The following is a 2261-nucleotide window of genomic DNA, read 5'->3' on the forward strand; positions in this document are numbered from 1 at the left end:
CTGATTCCCTATAGGAGTTGCGATGTCAAGACCGTCGCAGGAGAGGCTGTGTTGCTCGTGCCGGCCTCGGCGACGGTCTTGGCATCACGGGCTATTCCGAGTGTGTTGATCTCATGGTCAACGGGGGTGGGAGGGCCTGGCGGAGGCGGCAGCCGAGGTGGCCGATGTCCTCGGTCAGCCAGGTGACGGCGCTGGCGTGGTGGAAGTGCGTGGGGAAGGCGAAGTCGGCGAGTTCGGCCAGGACCGCGTCGTCGGTGCGCAGCAGCCAGTCTTCGAGGATCTCGGCGTAGTCGAGGAGTTCGCGCAGGTCGTCGGTCTGGTCTTCGGTCAGGGTGATCGTGGTCTGGGGCATGGGGAGGTCCTGCGATTCTGGGCGTGGCGAGGTGGCCGCGTGGCGTGGTGACACGCTGGGCGGGTGGGCCCGGGGTGATGAAGGTCAGTCAGGCGGGTTGACGGGGCTGCGGCCGGGCCGCGACGATGCGGAGCGGGGAAGGTCGCCTCGTGGATGGGCCGTCATGGTCTGGTGAGGGGCCTTCCCCGTGCCTTTGCCGGTGTTCTTGCTGGTCTTGCGGCTGCGGCGGCGTTTGCGGACCTCCTCAGGGACGGTCCAGCGCGCGGCGATGATCTGCTTGGCCTGCTCGGTGGTGATGGGCCGGTCGTCGGTATCGCGTAGCTGGTAGGGGGAGGCGCGCAGCATCACGGTGTGCAGCCGGATGGCCAGGTGCCCGGCGACCACGCACAACGCCTTGAGGTGGTTGGCGCCGCGTTCGGTCATCTGCAGGTAGTAGATCTTCGCGAGTTGCGGGTCGAGTTTGCGGGCGTGGTCGGCGGCTCGGACCAGGGTGGCCCGGCCGAGTGAGGGGCCGGCTTTGCTCATCGGTTCGCCCTTGCGGTCGGTGTCGCCGGTCTCGCTGGCCTTGGGGGCCAGGCCCAGGTAGGACTTGAAGTGGTGCCCGGTGGGGAAGCGGCGGGGGTTGCCGAGCAGGGCGAGCATGGCCGGGGCGCCGATGGTGCGCAGGCCGGGCAGGGTGCGGGCCAGCCGGCCGGGATCGACCTGGCGGTAGGCCTGTTCCCGGACGGCGGCGTGGGCGGCCAGCTCGGTGGTGATCGCGCTCAGCAGCCGGACTTCGGTGGCCACTTCGGCGGCCAGGTCGGTGTAGGGGACCGCGGGGTCGTCCGGGCCGTAGAGTTCGATCGCCTGCTCGGCCGCGCTGATCCACTCCAGCGCGCGCGAACGGCCCTGATGGCCGTGGGAGAGCGTGGTGATCAGGCTGGTCAGCGCGTCGGCGCCGAGCTGCAGCAAGGCCCGCGGATCGGCGTAGCCTTCCAGAACCGCCAGGTCGGCCTTGCCCAGGTCACCGGTCAGCGGGGTCATCGGCAGCAACTGCCGGACCAGGTCCTTGATCCGCCGCTTGTGGGTGGCGGCGGCCATGGTCAGCCGGTCGGTGGCGCGCACCCGCCGATCCAGCACCGCCGCCGCGCCCTCGGCCAGGCCCAGCTCCACCAGCCCGCCGGGGTCGACCAGCGGCAGCCGGGCCAGCGTCTCGGCGTCGATCCCGTTGGACTTGGTGTGCCTGCGGAAGAACTTGCGCAGGTCGGCGGCCTTGGCCGACGACACCCGGAACACCCGATGACCGCGGGCGGCGAAGAACTTGGCGACCGGGAACCACGCCGGCCCGGTCGGCTCGAACACCACCTCCAGCCGGATCCCCTGCGGCGCTCCGGCCAGCGCCCGCTCCTCCAGCGCCAGCAGCGAGGACTTCGTCGGCACACACCGCGCCGCCCCCAGCCTCATCCCAGACCCGTCCAAGATCCGTACGGTGTGCTCCGACGCGATCCCCAGATCGACGCCGACCAACCGCCGTTCCGCCGGCCCGGACAGCTGTATCACCTGCTCATCCACGGTCACCTCCAAGGAGACGTGTGCAGCCAGAAACCTGCTCCGGCTCACCCGCCCCCGACAGGCGGCGACCTCATCAGCCACGGTCCCAAGGTCAAGAGCCCCGACAACGGCTCCCATTCATGTGCTGCAACCGGGCCACACCCACGCGTGCGCCGGGTGGTCCACTTCCCTCATAGGGGTCATCCGTGGCCAGGCCAGCGGCGGCAATCAGACGAACGAGGCTCCACACCAGCACCACACGATGCTCATGCTTTCCTTCAGACCCGCACTCATCGCCACCCACCGAACTCGCCGGGATGCTCATGCAACCCTGGAACCCCTGGGCGGATCAAGCCCCGGAGCTCCTTACATGACCCGG

General features: G+C 69.8%; 2 protein-coding genes. Both read right to left on the minus strand.

Annotated features, from left to right (window positions below):
- Nucleotides 1-91: 91 nt before the first annotated feature.
- Complete coding sequence (locus tag AB0I15_RS66705; RefSeq protein WP_358121135.1) at nt 92-352, minus strand: hypothetical protein; 261 nt, start codon at nt 350-352, stop codon at nt 92-94.
- A gap of 84 nt (nt 353-436) precedes the next feature.
- On the minus strand, nt 437-1903 hold the full coding sequence (locus AB0I15_RS66710) for a transposase (protein ID WP_358121138.1): 1467 nt from the start codon (nt 1901-1903) through the stop codon (nt 437-439).
- Nucleotides 1904-2261: the final 358 nt, after the last annotated feature.

It is taken from the genome of Nonomuraea sp. NPDC050643 (assembly GCF_040654715.1).
GTDB lineage: Bacteria > Actinomycetota > Actinomycetes > Streptosporangiales > Streptosporangiaceae > Nonomuraea.